Below are 26,201 nucleotides of genomic sequence, written 5' to 3'. Positions count from 1 at the left end.
GCGTGCTGTACGGTCCGCGGCATGTTCGCCGGACTGCGTACGCCCGCCCCACCGGGCTGGAGCCGCTGGCTCGTTCCGCCCGCCGCCCTCTCCGTCCACCTCGCCATCGGCCAGGCCTACGCCTGGAGCGTCTTCAAACCGCCGCTGGAGAGCTCGCTCGGGCTCTCCGGAACCGCGTCCGCCCTGCCGTTCCAGCTCGCGATCGTGATGCTCGGGCTCTCCGCCGCCTTCGGCGGCCCCCTGGTCGAGCGGCACGGCCCTCGCTGGGCCATGACCGTGTCGGCCGTCTGCTTCACGTCCGGGTTCCTCGTCGCCGCCCTCGGTGCCGCCACCCGCCAGTACTGGATCGTGGTGCTCGGCTACGGCTGCGTCGGCGGCATCGGCCTCGGGATCGGCTACATCTCGCCGGTCTCCACCCTCATCAAGTGGTTCCCCGACAGGCCGGGCATGGCCACCGGCATCGCCATCATGGGCTTCGGCGGCGGCGCCCTGATCGCCGCGCCGTGGACGGCCAGGCTGCTGGACGCCTTCGGGCGCGACTCCTCGGGGATCTCGAAGACCTTCCTCGCCATGGGGGCCGGCTACGCCGTCTTCATGGCCTTCGGGGTGCTGCTCGTGCGGCTCCCCCCACCGGACTGGGCGCCGCCCGGTGCCCCGGCCGCGAGCGGCGTCCGGCCGGCGTCCGGTCCGCGGGTGTCCGCCCGCGGCACGCTGCGCACCCCGCAGTTCTGGTGCCTGTGGGTGGTCCTGTGCACGAACGTGAGCGCCGGCATCGGCATCCTGGAGAAGGCCGCCCCGATGATCACGGACTTCTTCGCCGGTACGCCGGCGCCGGTGTCCGCGGGAGCCGCGGCCGGGTTCGTCGGGCTGCTGTCCCTGGCCAACATGCTCGGCCGTTTCGTGTGGTCGTCGGCCTCGGACCTCGTCGGCCGCAAACGGATCTACCGCCTCTACCTGGGGGCCGGTGCGCTGATGTACCTCCTCATCGCGCTGAACGGAAACTCCTCCAAGACCCTGTTCATCGCCTGCGCCGCCGTCCTCCTCTCCTTCTACGGGGGCGGATTCGCCACGGTTCCCGCCTACTTGAAGGACCTCTTCGGAGTCCACCAGGTCGGCGCCATCCACGGCCGGCTGCTGACCGCCTGGTCCGTGGCCGGCATCGTGGGCCCGCTGATCGTCAACGCCGTGGCGGACGCCGGGAAGGCGGCCGGGCGGACCGGTACCGCCCTCTACGGCACCTCGTTCCTCGTCATGATCGGCCTCCTGGCCGTCGGCTTCGTCGCCAACGAACTCGTACGGCCCGTGCACCCCCGGCACCACGCACCACCGGCCGCCGCCGCGCCGGCCGTTCCCGTCCTCCGCAAGGGAGCCGCCCCGTGACCGGACGCCACCGTGCGCTGTTCGCCCTCGCCTGGCTCTGGGTCGGGATCCCCTTCGGCTACGGCATGTACGAACTCGCCCTGAAGATGCGCCAGTTGTTCACGGGCTGAGCCGCCCGGCGGTGTGCTGCCGCCGCGCGCGGGCCGGTCAGGACCGCTCCAGCAGGGCCGTGCCCAGCTCGCTCGCCGTGTAGTGCACCTCGCGCCGGTAGCGGTGGCTCGTGACGAGACCGGCGTCGCGCAGCACCGACAGGTGCTGGGACACCGCGCCGAGGCTGAGCCCGCTGACGGCCGCCAGCTGCGTGGTGGTGCTCGGCGAACCGGTGAGGGCGAGGAGCCGGGCCCGGCTGCGGCCCAGCAGCCGGGCCAGCCCGTCCGCGCGGCCGCACCGCCGCTCCCACAGGCCGCCCACCGCCCGCGAGGGGTAGACCAGGGCCGGGGGAGCGGTCGCGGTCCCGGCCAGCAGCCGGCAGCGCGCGGCGAACGCGCTGGGGGCCAGGACGATGCCCGTGCCGCCGAGGTCCGGCCCGGCCGGGGGCAGGTCGGCGGAGACCAGCCGGTCGCCGGTCCAGTGCAGCGACGGGTGCAGGCGGGCGAACACCTCCTGGATGCCGTCCTCGGCGAGCTGGCGCGTGCGGTACGCGATGTCCGCCTCCAGCAGGGCCCGGATCCGCGGCCAGTGCGGCCGGACGGCCGCCTCCCACCAGGCCCGCAGCGCCCCGGCGAGCTCCGGCGCGGCCCCCATCGGGGCGAGTTCCTCCTCGAACTCGGCCAGCGGGCAGCGCGGCGGCGGAGTGGTGAACCCCGGGGAGGCGGCCGCCGCGCGCAGGGGCGCGATCCGCCCGGCGAGCGAGCGGTCCTCGCGCAGCGGCAACACCGACTTGATCCACGGCAGATGGACCGCGTGCCGCCCGGGATCGACGGTGGCCCGGAAGCCGGCCACGGTCTCCCACAGCGGCGAGACGGCGAACCTGATGCCGACGACGTCGTGCACCCCGAAGCGCACTTCACCCACGTAACCCACCCCCACCAGCAGGACCTTTTCGCGCAGCCTAAAACATTGGCCCCGCCACCCCCGCGGCCGACATCTTCGCCGACATGAAGAACCACCTCCCCCTCCACGCCGACTTCCGCCGGCTCTGGACCGCCGACACCGTCAGCCAGGCCGGCTCCGCCGTGACCCTCCTCGCGCTGCCGCTCGTGGCCATCGGCGTCCTGGACGCCACCGCCTTCGAGGCCGGACTGCTCGTGGCGTGCGAGTACCTGGCCTTCCTGCTGATCGGGCTGCCCGCCGGCGCCTGGGTGGACCGGCTGCGCCACCGCCCCGTGATGATCGCGGGCGACCTGGTCCGCGCCGCCCTGCTGCTGTCCGTCCCGGCGGCCGCCTGGCTGGACGTGCTGTCCCTGCCCCAGCTGTACGCCGTGGCCTTCGGGATGTCGGTGTGCACGGTCTTCTTCGACGTGGCCGCCCAGAGCGCGCTGCCGCGCCTGGTCGGTGCGGACCGCCTCGCGGACGCCAACGTCCGCCTGGAAGCCACCCGCAACGTCACCCAGGCCGGCGGGCCGGGCCTGGCCGGAGTCCTGGTCGGCGCGCTCACCGCGCCCGTGGCCCTCGCCGTCGACGCCGTCAGCTACCTGCTCTCGGCGTTCCTCGTCGCGCGCGTGCGCAGCCCCGAGCCGCGTCCCGCCGCCCGGGGCGGCACGGGCCTGCGCGCCGAGATCGCCGAAGGGCTGCGCTTCGTCCTGGGCGACCGGACGCTGCGGGCGGTCACCGTCGCCTCCGCCGTCTCCAACCTGTTCGGCACCGTCGGTGCCGCCATGCTGATGGTGCTGCTCGCGGCGGAGCTCGGGCTGTCCCCGCTGCTGTGCGGGGCCGTGTTCACCGCCGAGGCCCTGGGCGGCCTCCTCGGCAGCCTGCTCACCCTGCGCGTCGCCGCCAGGCTGGGCCAGGGCCGGGCGATGTGCGCGTCCGTGGCCGTCAGCGGCGTGCTGTGGCTGTCGGCCGTACCCCTCTTCCGGGACGACTGGCGGTTCGCGGCCGCCGTCGCCCTCCAGGGACTGGGCTGGACCGCCTTCATGACCTTCAAGATCACCTCGGTCGCGTACCGGCAGCGGGTGTGCCCCGAGCCCCTGCTCGGCCGGACCGCCGCGACGTTCCGCTTCGTGGTGTGGGGCGCCATGCCCGTCGGCGCCCTGGCCGGCGGACTGCTCGGGCAGTGGCTCGGTGCCCGGCCGGCGATGTGGATCGGCGCCCTGGGGGAGCTCCTCGCGGTCCTCCCCCTCCTGCTCTCGCCGCTGCGGACCGCCCGCGGACTGCCGCCCGCGCCCGCCGGCCCCGTGGGCGCCGCTGCGACGGCGGCCGGGGGCCCGGTCAGCGGCGCTTGAGCTTCGCCCAGACGGTTTCGAGGGCTTCGATGTCCGCGTCGTCGAGGCGGTCGTCGAAGACCTCCCGCAGGGCCTCCCGGCGGGTCGCGTCCGCCTCGGCGAAGGCGCGGCGGCCCTCGGCCGTGAGGCGCACGCACACGGAACGGGCGTCCGTGGGGGAGGGGACCCGGTCGACCAGGCCGCGGGCCTGGAGCTGGTCGACGACGCGGGAGACCTGGCTGCGGCTGAGGAGGGTCTTGGCCCCCAGCGCGGAGGCGGCGACCGGCTCGCTCTGGCCGTTCAGCCAGAGCATCACCTCGAACCAGGACAGCGGCAGGCCGTGGGCCCGCGTGAGCTCCTGGTCGATGCGGGCGGAGAGGGTGGTGCCCGCCCAGATCAAGCCGTAGAAGGCGTGGTCGCGGGCGCTGAGGTCACCCATCGTGAGGTCTATGCGGGCCATGCCGGAAGCCTAGCCGCTTGCGTGCGCACACACGTAAATATATTGTGTGTGCACACACCTAATTCTCCCCTCGTCCCCCGGAGCACCCCATGAGCACCACCGGCACCCCGAACACCGTCCTGATCACCGGCACCTCCTCCGGCATCGGCCTCGCCGCCGCCGTCCTCGCCGCCCAGGCGGGCTGGCAGGTCGTCGCCACCATGCGCGACACCGCGAAGGCCGGCCCGCTGCGCCGGGCCGCGGCGGAGGCGGGAGTGGAGGACCTCGTCCAGGTCAAGCGGCTCGACGTGGTCGACCAGGCGTCGATCGACACCTGCCTGGAGGAGGTCCTCGCCGAGCACGGACGGCTCGACGCGGTGGTCAACAACGCCGGCGCCGGCCGGGTCGGGACGATCGAACAGGGCACGGTCGACGACGTCCGCGCCACCATGGAGGTCAACTTCTTCGGCGTCGTCCAGGTCACCCGCGCCGCGATGCCGCACCTGCGCGCCTCGCGCGGCCGCCTGATCACGGTCACCAGCGTCGGCGGCGTGATCGGCCAGCCCTTCAACGAGGCCTACTGCGCCGCCAAGTTCGCCGTCGAAGGCTTCATGGAGTCCCTCGCCCCGGTCGCCGCCACCGCCGGCGTCGCCGTCACCCTCGTCGAACCGGGCGCGGTGGAAAGCGAGTTCGTCAACAGCATCGGAGTGGACCTGCCCGCCATGCTCACCGCGGCCGGCCCCTACGCCCCGGCGCTGCGGACGTACGTCGAGCGCACGGTGAAGACGTTCACCACGGCCCAGACCCCGGCCGAGGCGGCCGCGCCGATCACCGAGGCCCTGACCGCCGAGCGGCCCGCCTTCCGGGTCCAGACCTCCGAATGGGCCCGCGAGTTCGCCGGCCTCAAGCTCGCCGACCTGGACGGCTCGGCCGTCCAGGCCATGACGGCCACCTGGGTGGGCTGACGGCAGGACCCCCTACCGCCGCCGGTCCGCCAGCACCTCGGACGACGCGTCCCGCTGGTGCGGGACCGGCGGGACGGACAGCGGCGCCCCCGCCTCGTCCTGCCTGAGCGAGACCGTGCGCGCGGGCGCCGGGATGGAGATGCCCTCCGTCCGGTACCTCTGGTGCAGCCGCTTGATGAACTCGTGCTTGATCCGGTACTGGTCGCTGAACTCGCCCACGCCCAGGATCACCGTGAAGTTGATCCTGGAGTCCCCGAAGGTGTGGAAGCGGACCGCGGCCTCGTGGTCCGGCACCCCGCCGGTGATGTCGGCCATCACGCTGTCGACGACGTCGAGCGTCACCCGCTCCACGTGCTCCAGGTCGCTCTCGTAGCCGACCCCGACCTGCACCAGGATCGACAGCTTCTGCTCGGGCTGGCTGTAGTTGGTCATGTTCGTCCGGGCGAGCCGGCCGTTGGGGATGATCACCAGGTTGTTCGACAGGTTGCGCACCACGCTGTTGCGCCAGTTGATGTCGACGACGTACCCCTCCTCACCGCTGGTCAGACGGATGTAGTCACCCGGCTGGACGGTCTTCGAAGCGAGGATGTGCACCCCGGCGAAGAGGTTGGCCAGGGTGTCCTGCAGGGCCAGCGCGACCGCCAGACCGCCCACCCCCAGCGCGGTGACCAGCGGGGCGATGGAGACCCCGAGGGTCTCCAGGGCCACCAGCACGCCCATCGTCAGCACCACGATCCTCGTGATGTTGACGAAGATCGTCGCCGACGCCGCGACACCCGTACGGGACGCCGCCACCGACTGCACCAGACCCGCCACGACCCGGGCCGCGCTGAAGGTGGCGATGACGATGAGCACCGCCGTCAGCGACTGGTCGACCACGCCCCCGACCCGCGCGGTGAGCGGCAGCGCCGAAGCGGCCACCGCGGCCCCGGCGATCACGGCCGCCCAGGGGACGATCGTCCGCAGCGCGTCGACGATGATGTCGTCCCCGCTCCACTTGGTCCGGCTCGCGTGCTTGGCCAGCCACTTCATCAGCGTCCGCAGCACCAGACCGGCCACGCCGCCGGTGGCCAGCGCGATGGCGGCCACCACCCAGTCGTGCAGGACGAGGTCCCGGGTCACCGCCGGGCCCCCGCGGCGCGGAGGGCGAGGGAGCGGGAAGCGGCCGGCCGCCGTATGTGCTGTGTCGTCACCTTGTCACCTGTCAGGTCGTGTTGTGCGCAGCCCCGTTGGAGCGGATGTACGCATTCCGAACGGAACTGTCATCCTGCCCCATGCCCCGGCCGCCCCCGCACCCGGACCCCGCCGTTCCGCCCGCTGCTCCCCACGGGCGACGCCGCGGTTGCTCCGGGTTGACGAACCGCTCACCTGACCGGCCCACGCTCCCGGCCTGTCGGGCCGGCCCGGGTGGCGGAGAGCGGTGATATGTGCAGCGCGTGGAGAGGCGCCCGGCCCGGCCAACGGGCCACGGGGGCCCACGCAACCGTTCCCTCGCGCTCCCGCGGCGGTCCTCAGCGCCGGCGGGGAAGGAAGTCATGAACCTCAACGCTCAGAAGGTGTCCCAACGGCCCCGGACCCGGTCCCGGCTGCTGCTCGCCTCCATCACCGCGGCCGCGGCCCTGTCCGGCCAGCTGGTGGCGACCGCCCCGGCGGCGTTCGCGGACGGGCCCAAGCCGTCGGTCCAGGAGCAGCACAGGAACCCGGACAAGGGCAAGGACGACCACAAGAAGAAGCCCGTGCAGTTCCCGCACGGTCTGCGGCAGTTCGCCTCCGACAACACCTTCACCGTGCCGGCGGGCGTGACGACCGTGTTCGTCCAGGCCTGGGGCGCCGGCGGTGGCGGCGGTGGCGGTGGCGGCGCCACCGCCGGCACGAACGCGCGGCCCGGCGGCTCGGGCGGTGGCGGCGGGGCCGGCGGCTTCACCTGGTGCACCCTCAACGTCCGCCCGCTGGCCGACTACCAGGTGGACGTCGGCACCGCTGGTGGCGCCGGAGGAGGGGGCAGCGCCGGCTCCACGACCGCGAACGGCAACCCGGGCCTCCCGGGCGGAGACGGCACCCCCACGACCGTGGTCGCCACAGCCACCAACACCACGCTGCTGACCGCCACCGGCGGCGCCGGCGGCGGTGGCGGCGGCGGCGCGCTCGTCACCCCCATCGTTGCCGCGGGCGCCCCCGGTACCGGCGGTGCGGGCGGCAACGGCTCGTGCTCCACCGGCGGGGTGAACCTCGCGGGCGGCCCCGGCACCCCCGCCGGCACCGGCACCAACACCCTGCCCGGCGCGATCGGTACGGGCGGTACCGCCCCCGACGGCATCGTCGGCCTGCCTCCGGGCGCGGTGGACGGCGGCGACGGCGGCCTGGGCGGACGCGTCGCGGACGTCACCGTCCCCCGTGCCGGCGCGGCCGGGCAGCCGGGCGGCGCCGGCTACGTCGTCATCTGGTGGTAGCCGAGGCACCCTGACCGGACGCCCGGGAACACCCTGACCGCCCGCTCCCACGGCCCCCGCGGCCGAGGGGGCGGGCGGTCGCCCGTCACGGCGCGGCCGTCAGGAACTCCCGCAGGTCGACGACCGCGTAATCCTCCTCCAGCACCGCGTCCACGATCCGCGGCAGCGCCTGCGCGTCGAGGACGACCCCGTCACCCGCGCTGCTGCCCACGTGCATCTGCAGGATGGCACCCGGGCCCAGGGCACGCACCGCCCGGCGGACGACCTTGTCCACCGTCATCCCGCCGGCCGGCCCCAGGTAGCCGTTCGTGTCGTCGGTGAACTCGATCGCCGCGTACCCCAGGCCGTTGACGTCCGCCACCGCGTCCTCGGTCGTCGAGCTGTACGGGAACCGGAAGAACGGCAGCGGCTCGGCCCCCGACGCCGTACGGATCGCCGCGTCGGCGGTGCGCACCTCCCGCTCCCGCTCCGCCGTGCCGAGGCCGTCGAAGTACGGATGGCTGTGGGAGTGGTTGCCCAGCCCGTGCCCGGCGGCGGCCATCGCCCGCACGGCCGCGGGACGGGCCTTCGCGAACAGGCCCGTGGGGAAGAAGGTGGCGGCCGCCTTCCGCCGCCGCAGCTCCGCCAGGACCGTGTCGAGACCGCTTTCGTTCCAGGCGGCGTTGAAGGTGAGCGCCACCACCCTGCGCGAGGTCGGCAGCCGCCGGATCTCCTGCCCCAGCAGCGACGCCGGCGGCCGCGGCCCCGCCGCCGCGGCGGCCACGGCACCCGCGGCGGGCACCAGACCCGCGGCCAGCAGCACCGCCATCGCGGCACGTCGTCCCACATCCACCACAGTCGCTCCCTCAGCCGGCGCACCGCACCGCGCGGCGCTGCCACGAGTGTGCGAGGGCGGCACGCCCGGTGCCGCGCAGCCGTGCCGGGCACCCGGGTGATCTCCGCCGGCCGTACCGCAGTGACACGGTGCGCCCGGGCCAGGCACCGGCCGACGCCCCCGTACAGTCCGCTCCGGGTACCCCGCCTCCGTCACCACAGGCCGCACCGGCAAGGGAGACAGCCGTGAACACCACCGACCAGGACCGCTTCCCGTCGGACCCGGCCCGCCCCCAGGACCGGGAACTCACCGGCCGGGCCTCGCTGCACGCGCTCGTGCTCTCCGGCTCCTCCCGGACCGGTTCGGTCAACGCGCGCCTGGCCGCACTCGTCGCGAGCCTGGTCGTACGGGCCGGAGCCACCGCCGAACCCGCCATGCTCGGCGACTTCCCGATGCCGCTGTACGACGGCGACCTGGAGGCCGACGAGGGCGTGCCGCCGGGGGCACTGGCCCTGCGCGAGCGGATCGAGGCCGCGCAGGCCCTGGTCATCGCCTCGCCCGAGTACAACGCCTCCGTCCCCGGCGTGGTCAAGAACGCCGTCGACTGGGTCTCCCGCGTCCGGCCGCAGCCCTTCAAGGACAAGCAGGTCCTGCTGGTGTCGGCCTCTCCCTCGATGGTCGGCGGCAACCGGGGCCTGTGGGCGCTGCGCGTCCCGCTGGAACACCTCGGGGCACGGGTCTACCCCGACATGTTCAGCCTGGCGATGGCCCATCAGGAGTTCACCGAGGACGGCGCGCTGCGCGACCGGGGACTCGGCGAGCGCCTCACCGCGACCGTCGAGTCCTTCCTCGACCTCGCCGAGGCCGACACCCGCTACCTGTGCCTCCAGCGCCGCTGGTACGAGTTCCTCGGCGACCGGACCGACGCGCCGGTGACCGCCCGCGCCCAGGACTGAACGGCCGCACCACCGGGTACGCGCCCCACCCCCGCCGCCGGCACAGCCGCGGCCGGGGTGGGGCGCGTACCCGTGCGCGGGGGCGCGCGCTGGTGCCGAGGGGGCGTGCGGGGCGGCGGATGCCACTCTTCCGGAAGAATTCCGCGACCGGCTTGCACGATCGGGCGTGATTTCCGATGGGGTGGTGATGGGGGGCGCTTGCCGCTCCACGGCTGCCGCACACGGGGGCAGGCAGCCGACCACCCCACACGCCACTTGGAAGGTTCCGCGCCGAAGTGAATGTTGCCGAGATTGTCGCCCTCGCGCTGATAGTCACCACCACGGTCCGTGTTTTCTCGAGCGATGTGACACCCACCGCCCTGGAGGGCGGCGACGAGCAACGGTGGGGGAGTGCATGAGCGAAGGCGAGTTCGACCCAGCGGGGGACCAGACGGTCTCCAGTGAACTGGCGGGCGTCCTGCCCGTGGAGTTCACCGCGTTCCACTCCCAGCAGCACCGCGCCTACCTGCGCTACGCCCACCTCCAGCTCGGCAACGCCAAGGACGCGCAGGAAGTCGTCGACGACGTGTTCACCTTCCTCCTGAAGGTGTGGCGCCAGGCCCTCAAGGAGGCGAGCCTGCACGGCTTCGCCTGGGCCGTGCTCCGCGAACACGTCGAACGCCGGCTGGCGGCCCTCGGCCGCCAGGTGGCCATGGTGGAGACGGCGTGGTTCTCGGCCCTGCGCCGCTCGTCACGCGAACGCCTCGAACTGCTGGAGTCCAAGCTCGGCCTGTACGCGGCCATCGCGGAGCTGTCCGAGCGGCAGTACGACGTGGTGCTGCTCGCGTTCCTGCTGGGCAACGACTCCGACACGGTCGCACGGATGATGGGGATCTCCCCCGCGACGGTCCGTTCGCACGTACGCGGCGCACGCCGAACCCTGTCCCGCAAGCTCGGGGTGGACTGGATCCCCGGAGAGGAGAAGGACCAGTGAGCGACATGCCCGCTGACCGTGACATGCCGCTGTGCGAACTGGACGCGGCCCTGAAGAACGCCGCGGTGCTCGCGGAGGAGTACGCGGGCTACGACGAGGGCGCGGCCCGGCGCCGCATCGCCCGCCGGATCGTGGCCGACCGGGCCCGTTCCGCGATCGGCGGCGCCACCGGCCCGGACCTGCCCGCCCGCGCACAGACCGGGCCCGCCGAACACGACGACCTGGTCCTCGACGCCGCCTGCCACGTGCGTGCGGCCCGCGTCCTGGACGACGTCACCTGGACCCTCGTGGAGAGCCGCGACTTCGCGGAGCTGGCCCTGCACGCCGAATCCTGGCCGCACGGAGTGGACTCGGCCCTGCTGTTCGGCTGTCTGCTCCACCTGACGGAGCGGACGGAGGGCGCCCGGTTCTGGTTCCAGTACGCGGCCGGGGCGGGCTCCCGCACCGCCGCGCAGTGCCTCTACCTCCACCACCTCTCCCGCGCGGAGGTCCGTACCGCGAGGCACTGGAAGCAGCAGGCCCGGACCCTGCCCGCCGAGGAACACCTGCCCCACCTGCAGCAGATCCCGGAGGACCTCGAAGAGGCCCTGGCCGCCTCCGTGATCTGGACCTCCCCGCCCATCAGCACCCAGGACCTCAGCTCGCTCACCAGCGGCCCCGGCCGGGCCGCGCGGCCGCCCTACCGGCTGCCGGCGCGGCTGCGGCAGGCGGTCGCGGCGCGCCCCAACCACGAACACCCCGACCTGGGGGACGTGTTCACCCCCAGTCCACCGGTCGCCGTGGCCGTGGCCCACCACGCCCGACTCAACCCCCTGCACCTGACGGGGGAGGCGAACGCGTGGGCGCTCGAAGCGCTCAAGCAGCCGCACCTGACGCACGCCGCCCGCAAGGGTCCCGAAGCCCAGCCGGCGTCCGCCGCACTGGAATCCGTGCACCAGGCGCTGCGCGTCCTGGAGGTGGTCAACCGGTACTCGGGCGGAGTCAGCCTCACCCAGATCGCCCGTGAGACGAAACTGCCGCAACTGGTGATCGCCCGGGCCGTGGAACAGCTCGTCCGCGCCGGCCTGGCCGCCCCGACCGGACCCGACGCCTACATCGCGGGCAACGCCCTGGCGCTCACCGACGCGGCGGGCGGCGACGGGCGCGGCCACCTCAAGGAGACCCTCGCCTGGGTCCGCGACGCCGTGGGCGCCGCCGTCTACGTGGCCCGCTACACCGACGGCGAGGTCTCCATCACCCAGTACGCCGACGGCCCCGGCACACCCGTCGTCGAGGAATGGGTCGACTTCAGGTCGGCCGCCCATGCCTCCGCCGTCGGCAAGGCCCTGCTCACCCAGCTCGACTACGACGACAGGAAGGACCATCTGGACCGCCACCGGATGTCCAGGTTCACCCCGCACACCATCGGCAGCGAGAAGGCCCTCTTCCACCAGCTCGACGCGCGCAGGCCGAACGCCCCGCTCCTCGACCTCCAGGAGTACGCCCTCGGCACGGTGTGCGCGGCCGTCCCCATCACCTCGGGCCCGAACCCCGAATGCGTGGCCCTGTCCATCCCCGTCCCCGATCCAGGCCGGCTGAGGCAGGCCGCCCGGATCCTGCAGAGCGAGGCCGCCGCGGTCTTACTCGCCCTCATCGTGGCCGGCAGCGCCCAGCCCGCCCCGGCATCGGTCCGCAGCGCACCCGCCGCCCCGGGACCCCAGTGGTTCCGGGACGCGCCGGCCGGCGCGGCGGCCCCGGCCGGACTCCACAGCCCCTTCCTCTCCACCACCGCATAGCGACAACGGCCGGCCCCGCACCCGGGGCCGGCCTCCGCCGCGCGTCAGGCCTTCCGCCGGCCGAGGCCGGCCGCGACCAGCACGGCCGCTGCGATCACGACGGCCGCGTCGATCGCCAGGACCAGCCGCACCCCGTCGAACAGCGCCTCCTGCGTGGTGGCCAGGACACCGAGCAGCGGGATGCCGACGGTCAGGCCGACCTGCTGGGTGGTGGTCACCAGCCCGGTGGCGAGCCCCTGCTCCTCGTCCGGGACACCGCTCGTCACGATCACCCCGTACGAGATGATCGCGCCGAGGTGGCCCATGCTGGCCACCGACACGGCCAGCGCCGCGAGCAGGGCCCCCGACTCCGGGCCCGTGCCGAGCAGCGCCGCGGTGAAGGCACCCTGGGCCAGCAGCGAGCCGATCAGGACGGGGCGGGCGCCGAAGCGGCCGATGAACCGGGGGGCGTACGCGCCGGCCAGGGCGGAGGTGACGCCCTGCACGCCGAAGACCAGCCCGGTCAGGAAGGAGGACAGGCGCAGCGTCTCCTGGAGGTAGAGGGTCAGCACGAAGACGACCGTCGACATCATCGAGAAGGTCACCAGGCCGCCGATGTTGCCCCAGGCCACCGTGCGCCGCCCCAGCATCGGCAGCGAGACCAGCGGGGCGGGGGACTTCGACTCCACCACCACGAACGCGGCGAGCAGGACGAGCCCCGCCGCCAGCGCGGCCCGGACGTCCGTGCCGCCGAAGCCGCGCTCGGCCGCCGTCGACAGGCCGTAGATCAGGGCGAGCAGACCACCGGTGACGGTGACGGCCCCCGGAACGTCGAGGCGCGGCCGCTCCGGGGTGCGCGACTCGGACAGCAGACCCGGCGCGAGGAACAGCACGAGCAGCCCGGCGACCGCGAGCAGGCCCATCGTCGAACGCCAGCCGAGGGTGTCGGTCATGACACCGCCGAGCACCATGCCGACGGTGAAGCCCAGGGACAGCAGGGTGCCGGAGATGCCGAGCGCCTTGTCGCGCAGCGGGCCCTCGGGGAACGTCGTGGTCAGCAGCGACATGCCGGTCGGCACGATGACGGCCGCCCCCAGGCCCTGCAGGGCCCGGCCGGCCAGGAAGGAGGCGGGGTCCCAGGCGAAGGTGGCGAGCAGGGAGGCCGCGGTGAAGACCGCGAGGCCCGCCAGGAACAGCTTCTTGCGGCCGTACAGGTCGCCGATCCGGCTGAAGAGCAGCAGGAAGCCGCCGGAGGGCAGGGTGAACGCGGTCACCGCCCACTGGAGGCCGGACTGGCTCAGGCCCAGGTCCCTGCCGAGCGCGGGCAGCGCCACGTTCAGGACGGAGAAGTCGAGCGCCACCATGAACTGGGCGGCGCAGAGCACGAAGAGGACCAGCTTGGCCCGGCCGGTGAGCCGTGGCGCGTTCTCGGGAGCCGCCGTGTGCGGCCCGCTGACCTCGGGGGTCCGTGTGTCTGTCGTCATGGCCACCACCCTCGCGGCCCGGGAATGCCCGTGGAGAGTGAGAACTTATCCTGTTGGTGGCACCACCAGGGAGCCTGACAGGGGGAGTTCGTGGCAACGCCGATCGACCAGCACCGCCGGGCGGAGCTGCGGGAGTTCCTGATGAGCCGGCGTGCGCGGATCTCACCGGCCGAGGCCGGGCTGCCGGACGGCGGGGCCCGCCGCCGCACGCCAGGGCTGCGCCGGGAGGAGGTCGCCGTGCTGGCGGGGGTCGGCGTGTCCTGGTACCAGTGGCTGGAACAGGGCCGCGACATCACGGTTTCCGGGCAGGTGCTGGACTCCGTGAGCCGGGTGCTGAAGCTGACCAGCGCCGAGCGGCGGCACCTGTACGTGCTCGCCGGTCTCAACCCGCCCGCGCTGCAAGTGGCCCCGGGGGACCGGGACATGTGCGACGGCCTGCGGCGGCTGATCGAAGCCTGGATGCCCTTCCCGGCGCACATCATGGACACCTACTGGAACACCGTGATGTACAACGACGCTGCCGCGCTGGTCTTCGGGATGAGCCCGGAGACCGTGCAGAACTGCCTGATCGCCTTCTTCACCGACCCGATCTACAGGGAGCGTTCCCCGCAGTGGGACCGTAACGCCTGCGACGTCGTGGCCCAGTTCCGGGCGGCCTGTTCGGAGCACCCCGGGGACGACGGGTTCCGGGCGGTGGTCGCGGAGATGCTCGAACTCAGCCCGGAGTTCGCCGCGTTGTGGAAGCGCCGGGACATCCGCCCCGGAGGCCAGCTGCAGAAGCAGGTGCGGCACCCGGTCGTCGGCGCGCTGCACGTGGAGTCGACCCAGCTGCGGGTGCCCGCGCGGCCGGACCTGTCGATCGTGCTGCACACCCCGCTGCCGGGCACGGACACCGCCGAGAAGCTGGAGTGGCTGACCTCGCCCGAGGGGCGGCGCGGCCTGATGTACCCGGTGGCCGGCTGAGCCCCTCAGGCCGGGCCGGGGCCGCGGGAGCCGAGGGCGGCGACCGCGCCGACCATGCGGTCCCAGAAGAGCTCCGTGTCCAGGGTCGTGCCGACCCGCGCGTTCACGGGCCGTCCCACGTACTGGTGGAGGTCCACGACGGTGGCGCCGCGGGTGTAGCGGCCCTGGAGTTCGACGACGACGTTGGCGTCGGCGCAGCCCACGATCGCCGGGTCGATCACCCGGGCCACCGCCACCGGGTCGTGCAGCGGCGGGTGGGGCATGCCCCACAGCCGGCGGTAGGCGGAGGCGAAGTAGGTCAGCAGCTCCACGCAGACCGAGCCGATCGGGGTGCCGAGGGCCTCGAAGCGGGCCAGCACCTCGGGGGTGGCCAGCGCCTGGTGGGTCACGTCGAGCCCGCACATGGTCACCGGTACTCCGCTGCCGAACACGACGGCGGCGGCCTCCGGGTCGGTGTGGACGTTGAACTCGGCCGCCGGTGTTCGGTTGCCCGGCCCCGCCGAGCCTCCCATCAGCACGATCTCGCGGATGTGCGCGGCGCTGTCGGGATGGCGGGTCAGCAGCAGCGCGATGTTGGTCAGTGGGGCGGTGGGAACCAGGGTGACCGGCTCGGGGTGCTCGACGAGGATCCGGTGGATGAGGTCCACCGCGTGCTCGGGCACCACGTCCACCGTCGGCGGCGGGAACCTCGGTCCGTCCAGCCCCGACTCGCCGTGCACGTCGGCGGCGACGGCCAGCGGCTGGAGCAGCGGCCGGGCGCAGCCCGCGGCGACGGGCACGTCCGTGACGCCGGCGAGGGTCAGGACCCGGCGGGCGTTGAGGGTGGTCTTCTCCAGCGTCTGGTTCCCGGCGACGGTGGTGACGGCGAGGAGGTCGACGGCGGGATCCCCCGCCGCCAGCATGATCGCCAAGGCGTCGTCGTGTCCGGGGTCGCAGTCGATGATGATCGGAACGGGCACGCGCCGGACCTCCTCGTGGGCTTGATCCCGAAGACACGGCCCAGTCTGCCGCCGGACGGCCGCGCGGGCCGCCCCTTACGAGCCAAAAGGCGGCCGGGTCGTGGCGGACACCGGCCTCGGGCGCGCGGTGTGATGGTCGGATGACTGCCCCGGACGGGGGTCGCGTGCGGGGTGGAGGGGGTGGCGGCTGCCGCGCCTGCGCCGATGGCCGCGGGGAGTGTGGAACGGTTCGTGCCGATCACGCACAGCAGCGATCGGAAGGACTCCCCATGCTCAGAACGGTGTTCACTGCCGGCGCGGCCGCCGCGCTCGCCGCTGCCGCCCTCACGCCCTCCGCGGGCGCCGCGCCCGCCCTGCCGTTCCCCGCGCCCCCGGGGCAGATCACCGTCGACGTGGTCCAGGTCAACGGCTCCGGCTGTCGCCCCGGCACCGCCAATGTCGCGGTCTCCCCGGACAACACCGCCTTCACGGTGACGTACAGCGAGTACCTCGCCCAGGTCGGCAAGGACGCCAAGGCCACCGACTTCCGCAAGAACTGCCAGCTCGGCCTCAGCGTGAACGTGCCCCAGGGCTACACCTACGCCATCGCCAAGGCGGACTACCGCGGCTTCGCCAGCCTCGCCCAGGGGGCGAGCGCCACACAGAACGCCAGCTACTACTTCCAGGGCATGCAGCAGACGGCATACCGCAGCCACACCCTGAGCGGCCCGACCGAGGGCAACTGGCAGGTGTCGGACGCGGTGCCCGTCGAGGCCCTGGTCTTCCACCCCTGCGGGGCCAAGCGGAACCTGAACATCAACACCGAGCTGCGTGCCCAGGCCGGCTCCTCCGACACGGCGAACACCACCAGCTTCGTCGCGATGGACTCCACCGACGGCAGCTTCAACACCGTGTACCACTTCTCCTGGAAGACCTGCCCGCAGCGGCGCTGACACCGGCGGGGCGACGAGGGGCCGCGCCCGGGATCCCCCCTGGGCGCGGCCCCCGCGCATGCCCGGAGGCGGTGTGAAGAGATGCCATTGAGGGCGTTCGGGTGGGAATGTCCAGCCTCGGCAACCAGATGCGGAGAGTAACGAGTCGTGACGTTCAGTGATGACCCCACCACCGGGAGGTCCGATGAGCACCGTGAACACCGCACCGACGTACGGACTCTCCTCCGGGACGCCGCAGTGGGCGCTCGACCCGTACCGCTTCCCGGGTCTCCAGGACCTGGACGAGCCGGAGGCGCCCGCCGGGCCCGCCGAGGAGGGGTCCGAGAGCCTCCGGCGGACCCCGCGCCGGCCCTGAATGGGAAGCGGAAGCTCCGGTTGCTCGCGAGGAACGCCTCCGCGGCGCGGTACTCCGACGAGTCCATGCCCAGCCGGTACGCCGGCCGCTCCATGGTCAGCCGGCGGGCCGGCCGGAACTCGGCGAGCGCCCTCGGCGTGGACCGGGCTTCCGCGGGCCGCCATGGGCTCGGTCACCTGAACCGTGCTCAGACCCATGCGGGCGCGGGCGGATCTGACCCCGGCGGGGGGAAACGGAGTGCTGTGCAGGGGCGCGCCACCTCTGGGAAACGGAATGCGCCTTCCGTGCTCTGGCGCCCCAGCGCACGACACTGCACGCCAAGGGAGGGCCGCTCGACCCGTGGTGGAAATCCGGACGCGCCGGCCTGTTGGGGCCGTGGGGAAATCGCCGCGGGGAAGGACGGCCGCGGGCGGCGGGGTGGTGGCGACGTGTCGGCATATGGAGGAATCCGCGGTGCTCCGCCCCGAATCCGGTACGAGGTCCACAGCCGCGACATGTGTCCCGCACGCGCGGTGAGCGCGCGCACGCGCCCCCGGGGCCGCCCGTCCGGGCCACGGCAAGGCTTCCACCAGGGCGTTCTCCGCGAGTGCGGCGGGCACCCCGGCGGGAATCCGGGAAGACCGTCGACGGCGTACGGGCGAGAACGCGCCGGGAGCGCCGCACGCCCTCCGTCCCCCGGACCCCTCCCGCGCCCGGCGGGCCGCGGCAGGACGCTTCGCGCCGCATCGCGCACGGTCCCTTGCCGGTGCGCCCCCGGGGCTTACGATCTCGACGGACGGTCCCCTTCCGCGACCGCCGCTCCCCCCGCACCCCCGTGGAGGTCAACCGTGTTCCGGACGGCCGAAGGACACCGCAGTCACCGCGACGGCGGTCACCACCACCCCTCACGCTGGCGACCGCGCGCCCTGGCCGCCGCTGCCGCCGCCGCGGGCCTGTTCCTCGCCGTGGGCTGCTCCTCGGGTGACGAGGGGCCGGGGGAGGCGGCAGGGGGCGTGAAGGTCGTGGAGAAGGGCAAGCTGACCACCTGCACCCACCTGCCCTACCCGCCGTTCCAGTTCGAGCAGAACGGCAAGGTCGTCGGTTTCGACGTGGCCCTGATCGACCTGGTCGCGAAGAAGCTCGAAGTCGAACAGAAGATCCTCGACACGCCGTTCGAGAACTTCAAGACGGGTGCCTTCCTCAACTCCGGCCAGTGCGACCTCGCCGCGGCCGGCATGACCATCACCGACGAGCGCAAGAAGAACGTCGACTTCTCCGTCCCCTACTTCGACGCCACCCAGGCCCTGCTGGCGACGAAGAAGAGCGGCATCACCTCCCTCGCCGACCTCAAGGCCAAGAACAAGAAGCTGGGCGCCCAGGCGGAGACCACCGGCGAGAGCTACGCCAAGGCCCAGGGCTTCAACCCGGTCGCCTTCGAGAGCTCGGACGCGGTGCTCAACGGCCTGCGCACCGGCCAGGTCGACGCGGTCGTCATCGACTACCCGGTCGTCCAGGGCTGGCTCAAGGACCCGAAGAACTCCGCCGAGTTTGTCCTCGGACAGAACATCGAGACCGGCGAGAAGTACGGCTTCTCGGTGAAGAAGGGCAACACCGCACTCCTCGCCGCGATCGACAAGGCGGTCACCGACGCCAAGGCCGACGGCACCTACAAGAAGATCTACGAACAGTGGATCGGCCCGCTGCCCCAGGCGACGTCGTGACCTCACGGCTCACCCGGCGGCAGCGGCGCCGCGTCTGGCAGGGCGTCCAGTACGCGGTCTTCGTCGCCGTCCTGGTCCTGGTCGGCGTACTCGCCGACTGGGGCCGGCTGCAGAACCAGTTCGCGCAGACCGACCTGGCGGCCAGGCTCTTCCCGGAGATCATCACCATCGCCCTGCGGAACACGGTGGTGTACACCCTCTCCGGGTTCCTGTTCGGGCTGGTGCTCGGCCTTGTCATCGCCCTGATGAGGCTGTCCTCGGTGGCCCCCTACCGCTGGGTCGCGAGCGTCTACATCGAGCTCTTCCGGGGCCTGCCCGCCCTGCTCATCTTCATCTTCGTCGGCGTGGCGGTCCCCCTGGCCTTCCCCGGCACCGCCATCCCCGGCGGTACGTACGGGAAGGTCGCGCTCGGCCTCGGCCTGGTCGCCGCCGCCTACATGGCGGAGACCATCCGCGCCGGCATCCAGGCCGTCCCCAAGGGGCAGATGGAAGCCGCCCGCTCACTGGGCTTCTCGCACGGCCGGGCCATGGTGTCGGTGGTCATCCCCCAGGCGTTCCGCATCGTCATCCCCCCGCTCACCAACGAACTGGTCCTCCTCTTCAAGGACTCCTCACTGGTGCTCTTCCTCGGCGTGACGCTGGAGGAGCGGGAACTGACCAAGTTCGGCCGGGACCTCGCCAGCGAGACCGCGAACTCCACCCCCATCCTCGTCGCGGGCCTGTGCTACCTCCTCGTGACCGTGCCGCTGAGCTTCGTGGTGCGCCGGCTAGAGGCCCGTGCCGACAAGGCCACGTGAGGAACCGATGCCACAGACCACGGGAACGGGGGACACGATGGGCAGCGACCGCCCGGAGATCGAGATCCGGGGACTGCACAAGTCCTTCGGCGACAACCACGTCCTGCGCGGCATCGACCTCGACATCGGCCGCGGCGAGGTGGTGTGCGTCATCGGGCCCTCCGGCTCGGGCAAGTCCACCCTGCTGCGCTGCGTGAACCTGCTGGAGGAGCCGACCGGCGGCCAGGTCTTCGTCGGCGGCACGGAACTCACCGACCCCGACGTGGACATCGACGCCGCGCGCCGCCGCATCGGCATGGTCTTCCAGCAGTTCAACCTCTTCCCGCACCTCAGCGTCACCGGCAACCTCACGCTCCCGCAGCGCAGGGTCCTGGGCACCGGCAAGGAACGGGCCGCCGCCGTCGCCCGCGAGAACCTCGAACGCGTCGGCCTCACCGCGAAGGCAGACGCCTACCCGGCCCAGCTCTCCGGCGGCCAGCAGCAGCGCGTCGCCATCGCCCGCGCCCTGTCCATGGGACCGGAGGTGATGCTCTTCGACGAGCCGACCTCGGCGCTCGACCCGGAACTCGTCGGCGAGGTGCTGTCGGTCATGCGCGTCCTGGCGGGGGAGGGGATGACCATGATGGTCGTCACCCACGAGATGAGCTTCGCCCGGGAGGTCGCCGACCGGGTCGTGTTCATGGACGGCGGCGTGATCGTCGAACAGGGGCCCGCGGAACAGGTCGTCACCCGTCCGCGGCACGAACGCACCCGCAACTTCCTCGACCGCGTCCTCGACCCGGCGGCGGTCGAGGCACCGGCCGAGGCTCCGGCCGACGGCGACGCCCCGCCGGAGTCCCGGGCCTAGGAGGGGGTTCCCGACCGTCGCAGCAGATAGGTTCCGGCGGCCGAGACCAGGACCGCCATGCAGGCGATGAACACCAGCCCCGCGCCCTCCAGCCCGAGCGGATCGACCAGCACGCCCACCCCGATCACCGGCACCGAGATACCCGCGTACGCCACCACGAACAGCGTCGAGATCACCGCGGCGCGCCGGTCCGGCGGCGAGGCCGACGCCACCACGGACAGCGCCCCGCGGAACGCCAGCCCCTGACCGGCCCCGCCCACCAGCGCGCTCAGCACCACCAGCGCGAGCAGGTCCCAGTACAACGCGCCCGCCAGCAGCGCGAGCCCGGCCAGCAGCCCCGCACAGCCCAGCGGCAGCGACCGCCGCGCACCGACCCGGCCCACCGCCACCTGCCCCGCCGTCGAGGCGAAGAAGGCCAGCGCGACGACGAGCCCGCTCACGGCGCGGTTGTGCACCCCCAGGGACTGCGCGAGGAACGCCGGGCTGACCGAGGTGAACACCCCGAACAGCGCGAACCCCACGAACGAGGCGATCGCCGCCGGCCCGAACACCGGCCGCACCGGCGGCGGCAGCCCCGGCCGCTGCGGCCGTACGGTGGCCAGGGCCCGCCGCTGCCGTACGGTCTCCCCGAGCCCCAGCAGGACGGCGGCCGAGACCGCCACCAGGGCGAGGTGCACCTCGAACGGCAGGTACAGCGGCCGGGGCGCGTACTGCGAGAGCAGCCCCGCCAGCAGCGGACCGCAGCCCAGCCCGCCCATGTTCGCGGCCGTCGCCACGAACGTCGCCCGGCCGCCGCCGCCCGGCGGGGCCGACTCGATCACGTAGGCGGTGGCCGCCCCGGTGAACAGCCCGGCCGACAACCCCGACAGCAGCCGCCCCGCGTACAGCCAGCCCACTCCGGTGGCGAGGAGGAAGCACCCGGCGCTCGCCGCCGCGAACCCCAGCCCCGCCAGCAGCACCGGCCGCCTGCCCACGGCGTCGGAGGCGTTGCCGGCCAGCAGCAGCACGCCGATGACCCCGAAGGCGTAGACGGCGTACACCACGGTGACGGTCAGCTCGGAGAAGCCGAACTTCTCCTGGTAGAGGCCGTAGAGCGGGGTCGGCAGCGTGGTGCCCGCCATGCACACGGCGAACACCGCCCCGCCGAGCACACACTGCCGCCAGCCCCGGCGCATCCGGTCCATGCCGCCGACGGTAACCCCGCGCCCCACCCCGGCCCCGCCCCGCGCGCCCGAATCGCCGGGACGTCGCCCACCCGCCACGCCACCGGCCCCGCGCCCCGCCGGACACCCCGCTGAGCTGCGGCATTACCCCGGCCCCGAGCGGCCGGCCTCAGTCCCCGTCCGGTGCGTCACCCGCGCCGAGCCCCGCGTCCCGGGCGCGGACGACGGCCTCGGCCCGGGTGGTGACGCCGAGCTTCTCGAAGATGCGGGTCACGTGGTTGCGTACGGTCTTCTCCGCCAGGAACAGCTCCCGGGACACGCGCCGGTTGTCGTGGCCGCGGGCGACCAGGTCGAGCACCTCGACCTCGCGCGCCGTCAGCGCGGGGAAGAGCCGCTCCGCGTCGCGCCGGCCGCCCCCGGTGGCGAGCACGGCGATCCGCGCGGCCACGTCCGGCCCGAACACCGCGCCCCCGGCGGCCACCGTGCGCACCGCGTGCAGCACCTCCTGCCGTCCGGCCCCCTTGAGCAGGTAGCCGCGGGCACCGGCGTGCAGGGCGGCGAGGAGGGTGCCGTCGTCGTCCGCCATCGTCAGCACCAGCACCGACACCCCGGGGTGCTCCTCGGCGAGCCGGCGGGTGGCCTCCAGGCCCGACCCGTCGGGCAGCGACAGGTCCATCACCACCACCTGCGGCCGGCCCTCCTCGACCACGCCCGCCAGAGCGGCGATCGTCTCGGCCTCGCCCACCACCACGACGTCCTCGGCGCTCTCCAGCGCCGACCGCAGGCCCGTGCGGAACAGCGGATGGTCCTCGACGAGCACCACGCGGACCGGGGTCTTCGCGGACGCGGACACGGACGCGGACGGGGAAGCGGACGGGGACGCGGTCTCGGACTCGGACTCGGGCTCCATGGCCCCACTATGGGCGAGGGACGCGCACGGGCATCCGCAACCCGGTCCGCTCGGCGCGGCTCCCGCCCGTCAGCCGTGCCCCACCCGTGCCCCACCCGTGCCCTACCAGGGGCGCACCACGGCCGGGGTCTCCCCGGCCCGGTCGCTGACGCCCCGGCCGACGATGGCCACCGAGGTCACCGCCGTGCCCGCCTTCCCCCAGGAGCTGTCCTCCAGGACGACGGTCCGCTCGCCCAGCAGCCGCAGGCTGCTCCTGTCGAAGATCCACTCCGTCCGCTCGCCCTTGTGCACCCGGGCGACCGCCACGCCCGAACGCCCCGCCGCGTCGGTCGCCTCGGGAACCAGCACGACCCCCGGGATGCGGGCCGCCGCGCGGTACAGGGCGGCGCTCACCCCGGGCGGGGCCTCCATCTGGCGCAGCAGGTCGCCGATGGCGACGAACGCCGCCTGGTCGGGGCCGACGGTGGAGCCCGACCCCGGCCCGTGGTTGAGGCGGGCGTCGGCGTAGATCAGCTCCAGGAGCCTGCCGGGGTCCGTGGGCAGGGATTCGAGGAAGCGGTAGGTGGGGCCGTTGAGGGTGGCCCTGCTCACGCCGTCCCAGGGCAGCGTCCTCGTGCCGCCGCCTGCGGTCCGCTCGACGGGAGCGGCCGAGCCGTCCACCGACAGCCAGCGCTCCCCGGACGAGTCCGTGCGCGAGGCCTCCATCGCCCCGCCCGGCACCTCCGAGAGCGCCGTGGAGTGCCCGGTCGTGCGCGTGTACAGGAACTGGCCGTCCCGTACGGCCGGAGCGGGGGCCTCCTGGGCCGTCAGCGCCACTCGGTCGAGCAGCTGTACCGCCGCCGGATCGGGCGGCGCGGCGGCGGACGGCCCGCCGGAGCCGGTGGTGCCGAGCGTGACGGCCAGGGTGACGGCGCAGGCCGCGGCGCCCGCCGAGAGGAGCAGCACGGCACGCCGCCGGGACCGCGCGGGTCGGGGCTCGGCGTGCGCCTCCCGGACGAGGTGCTCCCGGAGCCGGGCCCGTCCGGGGAAGGGCAGTTCGGCGTCGGAGAGGCCGGGCAGCTGCCCGAGGGGTTCGTCGGCGGGGTTCACAGGTTTCCCTCCCGGGCGGGTCGGGGCGCGGGGAGCTGCCCGCGGGTCGGGGACTGGGCGAGGTGGGCGGCCACGAGGACGCGCAGCCGGGCGCGGGCGCGGGAGAGGCGCGAGCGGACGGTGCCCGCGGGCACCCCGCACGCCCGGGCCACCTCCTCGTGGCTGAGGCCGGACCACACGTGCAGCAGCAGCACCTCCCGGTCGGCGCGCCGCAGCCGGCCGAGGACGGCGAGCGCGGCGGCGGCCTCCGCGGAGTCGGCGAGGCGGGAGACGACCGCCTCCGCCACGTCGGGCGCCGCCTCGGGAGGCGGCAGCCGCGTCATGGCCTCGCGGTGGCGGCGGGCCGCCCGGCGGGTGTTGCGGATGACGTTCGTGGCGACGCCGAAGAGCCAGGCCCGCCGGCTGGTGACGCCGTCGAGCGTGTCGCGCAGCCGCCAGGCCTCCAGGAAGGTCAGGGAGACGATGTCCTCGGCTCCGGCGCGGTCGCCGGTCATGCGGACGGCGTGCGCGAACACCGCGTGGGCGTGTTCGTCGTAGATGTCCGCGAACTGTTGGGGTTTCACGCTGGGAAGTGTCCGCGGAACCCGCCCCGTTGCATGTGACTCCGGTCACGCGACGTGCCCGCCGACGCAACGGAACCGCGGATACCGCTCAAAACGGAAGCTTGCCTTCGAAAGGGCCGACCCGCCAGTGGATGTGTCGGAACGTCACTTTACGGTCCGGATCCACACGCTTACAGGCCGTTGCAGTTGACTCGGGCAACATACGGTTTCAGTAACCGAGACGAACTGCACGGTAATCGTCCGGGGCCTCAAGTGTTCGTATAGCTTCAGCTCGTCGCCGCCGCACCCGGGACACGGGGTCCGCGCGGGGAATCGCGGCGACAGGGATGCGACCACTCCCATGACAACAGCCACTCGAACCAGTGCCTTCCGTGTCGACGCGTACACACCGCACTGCCAGGTCATCGCCGACGAAGGCGGCCACGCCGTCATCGGCATCTCTCCCGGCAACTCCTACTTCTCCGCCCAGCGTGTGCACGCCCTCGCCGAATGGGCGCTCGACAACTTCGAGCAGGCCGACCTGATCTACACCGACCTGCACGTGGCCGAGATGTACGAGGCCATGGGCTATCCCCCCGACGAGGCCCGCCGAAAGACCGTCAAGAACCTGCGCGGCGTGCGCGCCAAGGTGACCAACGCCGTCGCCGACATCGACCCGTCGGGCACTCGCCTGCGCGGCAGGCCGATGTCCTCGCTGCGCGGGATCCCCGCCTACGACGCCATGCACGCCGACCTGCTGGAACGGCTGCACACCGACCCGGCGTTCGCGCAGACCTGCAACGAACTCGTCGACATCTTCCTGTCGTCGAAGGTCCTCGGCGGCGAGAAGGCCACCGCCCACCAGCGGGCGGTCTGCCTGGACTACGTGTGCGCCGAGGCGCCGCTCTTCCTCGACACCCCCGCGATCCTGGGCGTCCCCTCGTCGCTGAACTGCTACCACCAGGCGCTGCCGATGGCGGACCTGCTCTACTCGCGCGGCGCCGGACTGCGGGCCTCCCGCAACCAGGGCCACGCCATCGTCACCCCCGCCACCGAAGGAGACCAGCTGTGACCACCCACGCGGAGCCGATCCTCGAATTCCCCTTCACGTGGGACGGAACGCACCTGCCCACCCAGGTCGACGAACTGCCCCCGGTGGTGAAGGTCCGCACCATCGCCGGCGCCGAGGCCTGGCTCGTCTCCTCTTACGAGCTCGTCAAGCAGGTCCTCGAAGACGACCGGTTCAGCCTCAAGAACACCTCCGACCCGGGTGTGCCCCGCCAGTACGCGCTGACGATCCCCCCGGAGGTCGTCAACAACATGGGCAACATCACCGGCGCCGGCCTGCGCAAGGCCGTCATGAAGGCCATCAACCCCAAGTCCCCGGGCCTCCAGCAGTGGATGGACGAGTACGCCGCCGAACTGGTCGAGCGGATGCTCCAGCACGGTGCCCCCGTCGACGTGCGCACCATGTTCACGGACCCGTTCTCCGAGGCGATGCACTGCCAGATCCTCGGCATCCCGCACGACGCGGCCCCGCTCCTCGCGGAGTCGCTGCCGATCGCCTTCATGAACAGCGCCACCGAGATCCCCGCCGCGCGCCTGAACTGGGACCGCGACATCGCCTACATGAAGGCGCGCCTCGACGACACCGAGCAGGGACTCGTCGGCGACCTCGCCAAGCTGCGCGGCACCGAGGGCTACGAGCACGTCTCCGACGAGATGTTCGCGACGGTCGGCGTCACCCTCTTCGGCGCGGGCGTCATCTCCACCGCCGGCTTCCTCGCCATGGCGCTGGTCACCCTGCTCACCCACCCGGAGGAGGCCGACTACCTGGCCGACCACCCGGAGCTCATGCCCCAGGCCGTGGACGAGCTGCTGCGCATCAACCTCTCCATCGGCGACGGCCTGCCGCGCCTGGTGATGGAGGACATGACCCTGGGCGACGTCCAGGTCAAGGCGGGCGAGCTGGTCCTCGTCCTGCCCGAGGGCGCGAACTTCGACCCCTCCGTCTTCCCGGACCCGCACCGCCTCGACTTCACCCGCGCCAACTCCTCCGCCCACTTCTCCTTCGGCGGCGGCTCCCACTACTGCCCCGCCACCGCCCTCGGCAAGAAGCACGCCGAGACCGCGCTGCTCGCCCTGCTCAAGGCCATGCCCCGCATGCGGCTGGCCGTGCCGGTCGAGCAGCTCGTGTGGCGCACGGGCTTCATGAAGCGCCTGCCCGAGCGCCTGCCGGTGATGTGGTGACCACCGTCTGACCGGACCCGAGCCCCAGGCCGTGGGGGGGGGGGGGGGGGGGGGGGGGGGGGGGGGGGGGGGGGGGGGGGAGGGGGGGGGGGGGGGGGGGGGGGGGGAGGGGGCGG

General features: G+C 73.3%; 25 protein-coding genes and 1 pseudogene. 16 read left to right on the top strand and 10 right to left on the bottom strand.

The window, feature by feature from the left end; genetic code table 11:
* The first annotated feature begins 21 nt into the window (after nucleotides 1-21).
* Both AC07A6_RS01940 and AC07A6_RS01935 read left to right on the top strand, forming a co-directional pair.
* Entirely contained in the window at nucleotides 22-1,380 is a 1,359-nt protein-coding gene (locus tag AC07A6_RS01940; protein ID WP_478775672.1) for an OFA family MFS transporter, read from the top strand.
* Entirely contained in the window at nucleotides 1,377-1,490 is a 114-nt protein-coding gene (locus AC07A6_RS01935; protein ID WP_478775671.1) for an MFS transporter small subunit, read from the top strand. Before AC07A6_RS01940 ends, AC07A6_RS01935 begins: the two co-directional genes overlap by 4 nt.
* A 37-nt stretch (nucleotides 1,491-1,527) precedes the next feature.
* Here AC07A6_RS01935 and AC07A6_RS01930 read toward each other — a convergent pair whose 3' ends face one another.
* Nucleotides 1,528-2,394 carry an ArsR/SmtB family transcription factor gene (locus AC07A6_RS01930; protein WP_362458644.1) on the bottom strand — a complete coding sequence of 289 codons (867 nt, stop codon included), beginning with the start codon at nucleotides 2,392-2,394 and terminating at the stop codon, nucleotides 1,528-1,530.
* Nucleotides 2,395-2,477: 83 nt separating this feature from the next.
* On the opposite strand from AC07A6_RS01930, the gene AC07A6_RS01925 reads away from it, so the two are divergent.
* Nucleotides 2,478-3,764, top strand: coding sequence for an MFS transporter (locus AC07A6_RS01925; RefSeq protein ID WP_478775670.1), 1,287 nt, complete (start codon nucleotides 2,478-2,480; stop codon nucleotides 3,762-3,764).
* Here the strand turns inward: AC07A6_RS01925 and AC07A6_RS01920 are convergent.
* On the bottom strand, nucleotides 3,751-4,203 hold the full coding sequence (locus tag AC07A6_RS01920) for a MarR family winged helix-turn-helix transcriptional regulator (protein ID WP_362458650.1): 453 nt from the start codon (nucleotides 4,201-4,203) through the stop codon (nucleotides 3,751-3,753). The two genes, AC07A6_RS01925 and AC07A6_RS01920, sit on opposite strands and share 14 nt — an antisense overlap.
* A gap of 89 nt (nucleotides 4,204-4,292) precedes the next feature.
* Between AC07A6_RS01920 and AC07A6_RS01915 the strand changes: the two genes are divergently transcribed.
* A complete protein-coding gene (locus AC07A6_RS01915) occupies nucleotides 4,293-5,147 on the top strand; it encodes an SDR family NAD(P)-dependent oxidoreductase (RefSeq protein WP_478775669.1) in 855 nt (284 codons plus the stop codon).
* A 12-nt stretch (nucleotides 5,148-5,159) separates the two neighbouring features.
* Here AC07A6_RS01915 and AC07A6_RS01910 read toward each other — a convergent pair whose 3' ends face one another.
* The gene (locus AC07A6_RS01910; RefSeq protein ID WP_478775668.1) at nucleotides 5,160-6,269 is read right to left on the bottom strand and encodes a mechanosensitive ion channel family protein; all 1,110 of its coding nucleotides are present in this window, start codon (nucleotides 6,267-6,269) and stop codon (nucleotides 5,160-5,162) included.
* Nucleotides 6,270-6,682: 413 nt separating this feature from the next.
* Between AC07A6_RS01910 and AC07A6_RS01905 the strand changes: the two genes are divergently transcribed.
* Nucleotides 6,683-7,597 carry a glycine-rich domain-containing protein gene (locus AC07A6_RS01905; RefSeq protein ID WP_478775667.1) on the top strand — a complete coding sequence of 305 codons (915 nt, stop codon included), beginning with the start codon at nucleotides 6,683-6,685 and terminating at the stop codon, nucleotides 7,595-7,597.
* An 85-nt stretch (nucleotides 7,598-7,682) separates the two neighbouring features.
* On the opposite strand, the gene AC07A6_RS01900 is transcribed toward AC07A6_RS01905, so the two are convergent.
* Nucleotides 7,683-8,423, bottom strand: coding sequence for a polysaccharide deacetylase family protein (locus tag AC07A6_RS01900; RefSeq protein ID WP_478775666.1), 741 nt, complete (start codon nucleotides 8,421-8,423; stop codon nucleotides 7,683-7,685).
* A gap of 311 nt (nucleotides 8,424-8,734) precedes the next feature.
* Here AC07A6_RS01900 and AC07A6_RS01895 point away from each other — a divergent pair, with 311 nt between their 5' ends.
* The 3 genes and pseudogenes from AC07A6_RS01895 to AC07A6_RS01885 all read left to right on the top strand — a co-directional run.
* Nucleotides 8,735-9,367: an NADPH-dependent FMN reductase gene (locus AC07A6_RS01895; protein WP_007268088.1), complete on the top strand. Its 633-nt coding sequence runs from the start codon at nucleotides 8,735-8,737 to the stop codon at nucleotides 9,365-9,367.
* A 394-nt stretch (nucleotides 9,368-9,761) separates the two neighbouring features.
* A complete protein-coding gene (locus AC07A6_RS01890; RefSeq protein WP_241253482.1) occupies nucleotides 9,762-10,340 on the top strand; it encodes an RNA polymerase sigma factor in 579 nt (192 codons plus the stop codon).
* 869 nt (nucleotides 10,341-11,209) lie between these two features.
* Nucleotides 11,210-11,977, top strand: a pseudogene (locus tag AC07A6_RS01885) (IclR family transcriptional regulator); the annotation flags it as partial.
* Nucleotides 11,978-12,159: 182 nt separating this feature from the next.
* Here the strand turns inward: AC07A6_RS01885 and AC07A6_RS01880 are convergent.
* Nucleotides 12,160-13,578 (bottom strand): MFS transporter, encoded by a 1,419-nt coding sequence (locus tag AC07A6_RS01880; protein WP_362458668.1) that lies wholly within the window; start codon nucleotides 13,576-13,578, stop codon nucleotides 12,160-12,162.
* A 141-nt stretch (nucleotides 13,579-13,719) separates the two neighbouring features.
* Between AC07A6_RS01880 and AC07A6_RS01875 the strand changes: the two genes are divergently transcribed.
* The gene (locus AC07A6_RS01875) at nucleotides 13,720-14,541 is read left to right on the top strand and encodes a helix-turn-helix transcriptional regulator (RefSeq protein ID WP_478775833.1); all 822 of its coding nucleotides are present in this window, start codon (nucleotides 13,720-13,722) and stop codon (nucleotides 14,539-14,541) included.
* A 5-nt stretch (nucleotides 14,542-14,546) separates the two neighbouring features.
* Here AC07A6_RS01875 and AC07A6_RS01870 read toward each other — a convergent pair whose 3' ends face one another.
* Nucleotides 14,547-15,500, bottom strand: a complete 954-nt coding sequence (locus tag AC07A6_RS01870) for a nucleoside hydrolase (RefSeq protein WP_362458671.1) — start codon at nucleotides 15,498-15,500, stop codon at nucleotides 14,547-14,549.
* 269 nt (nucleotides 15,501-15,769) lie between these two features.
* On the opposite strand from AC07A6_RS01870, the gene AC07A6_RS01865 reads away from it, so the two are divergent.
* The 5 genes from AC07A6_RS01865 to AC07A6_RS01845 all read left to right on the top strand — a co-directional run bounded on the left by AC07A6_RS01865 (nucleotide 15,770) and on the right by AC07A6_RS01845 (nucleotide 20,131).
* Complete coding sequence (locus tag AC07A6_RS01865) at nucleotides 15,770-16,432, top strand: DUF4360 domain-containing protein (protein ID WP_362458674.1); 663 nt, start codon at nucleotides 15,770-15,772, stop codon at nucleotides 16,430-16,432.
* 184 nt (nucleotides 16,433-16,616) lie between these two features.
* On the top strand, nucleotides 16,617-16,787 hold the full coding sequence (locus AC07A6_RS01860; RefSeq protein ID WP_478775665.1) for a hypothetical protein: 171 nt from the start codon (nucleotides 16,617-16,619) through the stop codon (nucleotides 16,785-16,787).
* A gap of 905 nt (nucleotides 16,788-17,692) precedes the next feature.
* The gene (locus AC07A6_RS01855; protein ID WP_362458730.1) at nucleotides 17,693-18,487 is read left to right on the top strand and encodes an ABC transporter substrate-binding protein; all 795 of its coding nucleotides are present in this window, start codon (nucleotides 17,693-17,695) and stop codon (nucleotides 18,485-18,487) included.
* Nucleotides 18,484-19,284: an amino acid ABC transporter permease gene (locus tag AC07A6_RS01850; RefSeq protein ID WP_362458685.1), complete on the top strand. Its 801-nt coding sequence runs from the start codon at nucleotides 18,484-18,486 to the stop codon at nucleotides 19,282-19,284. The genes AC07A6_RS01855 and AC07A6_RS01850 overlap by 4 nt, the downstream gene beginning before the upstream one ends.
* A 7-nt stretch (nucleotides 19,285-19,291) precedes the next feature.
* Nucleotides 19,292-20,131: an amino acid ABC transporter ATP-binding protein gene (locus tag AC07A6_RS01845; protein WP_478775664.1), complete on the top strand. Its 840-nt coding sequence runs from the start codon at nucleotides 19,292-19,294 to the stop codon at nucleotides 20,129-20,131.
* On the opposite strand, the gene AC07A6_RS01840 is transcribed toward AC07A6_RS01845, so the two are convergent.
* From AC07A6_RS01840 to AC07A6_RS01825, 4 genes are all read right to left on the bottom strand, one after another.
* Nucleotides 20,128-21,315 (bottom strand): MFS transporter, encoded by a 1,188-nt coding sequence (locus AC07A6_RS01840; protein WP_478775663.1) that lies wholly within the window; start codon nucleotides 21,313-21,315, stop codon nucleotides 20,128-20,130. The genes AC07A6_RS01845 and AC07A6_RS01840 overlap by 4 nt on opposite strands.
* A gap of 148 nt (nucleotides 21,316-21,463) precedes the next feature.
* A complete protein-coding gene (locus AC07A6_RS01835) occupies nucleotides 21,464-22,204 on the bottom strand; it encodes a response regulator transcription factor (RefSeq protein WP_478775662.1) in 741 nt (246 codons plus the stop codon).
* A 102-nt stretch (nucleotides 22,205-22,306) separates the two neighbouring features.
* Entirely contained in the window at nucleotides 22,307-23,293 is a 987-nt protein-coding gene (locus AC07A6_RS01830) for a CU044_5270 family protein (protein WP_478775661.1), read from the bottom strand.
* Nucleotides 23,290-23,856: an RNA polymerase sigma factor gene (locus AC07A6_RS01825; RefSeq protein WP_362458700.1), complete on the bottom strand. Its 567-nt coding sequence runs from the start codon at nucleotides 23,854-23,856 to the stop codon at nucleotides 23,290-23,292. Before AC07A6_RS01825 ends, AC07A6_RS01830 begins: the two co-directional genes overlap by 4 nt.
* A 340-nt stretch (nucleotides 23,857-24,196) precedes the next feature.
* Here AC07A6_RS01825 and AC07A6_RS01820 point away from each other — a divergent pair, with 340 nt between their 5' ends.
* Together AC07A6_RS01820 and AC07A6_RS01815 are read left to right on the top strand one after the other, a co-directional pair.
* Nucleotides 24,197-24,907 (top strand): cyclodityrosine synthase, encoded by a 711-nt coding sequence (locus AC07A6_RS01820; RefSeq protein WP_478775660.1) that lies wholly within the window; start codon nucleotides 24,197-24,199, stop codon nucleotides 24,905-24,907.
* Nucleotides 24,904-26,085 (top strand): cytochrome P450, encoded by a 1,182-nt coding sequence (locus AC07A6_RS01815; protein ID WP_125815589.1) that lies wholly within the window; start codon nucleotides 24,904-24,906, stop codon nucleotides 26,083-26,085. The genes AC07A6_RS01820 and AC07A6_RS01815 overlap by 4 nt, the downstream gene beginning before the upstream one ends.
* Nucleotides 26,086-26,201: the final 116 nt, after the last annotated feature.

This window comes from Streptomyces sp. NPDC044002 (assembly GCF_056434525.1).
This window is presented reverse-complemented; position numbering and strand designations above follow the sequence as displayed.